The sequence below is a fragment of the Streptomyces sp. URMC 124 genome, assembly GCF_051386455.1.
In the GTDB taxonomy this organism is placed as follows: domain Bacteria; phylum Actinomycetota; class Actinomycetes; order Streptomycetales; family Streptomycetaceae; genus Streptomyces.
This window is the reverse complement of record NZ_JBPQTS010000548.1, coordinates 1-254: the sequence shown is the minus strand read 5'-3', so window position 1 is coordinate 254 and position 254 is coordinate 1. Positions and strand designations below refer to the sequence as shown.

Genomic DNA, 254 nt, shown 5'->3' with positions numbered 1-254 from the left:
CATCATGTTAAAGCTACTTTCTTTGCCGTCGGCGAGCGGGCCAAGAAACATCCGGGTCTGGTCAAACGCATGCATCAAGAAGGGCATGCCATCGGGAACCATTCCTATAACCATGCACAGCTAAACAAGCTGAGCCTCCATAAATTCAAGGATCAGATCGAGCGGACCAATCAAGTCATCAAATCAATTACAGGAATCGAGCCAAGGCTTATCCGTCCGCCATATGGCGAAATTAACGAGGAGCAGCTCCAATG

General features: G+C 48.8%; 1 protein-coding gene. It reads left to right on the top strand.

Annotated elements, in window-relative coordinates; translation table 11 throughout:
* Positions 1 to 254: polysaccharide deacetylase family protein (locus ACSNOG_RS33650; RefSeq protein WP_436756463.1), on the top strand; the 254-nt coding region annotated here is incomplete at both ends.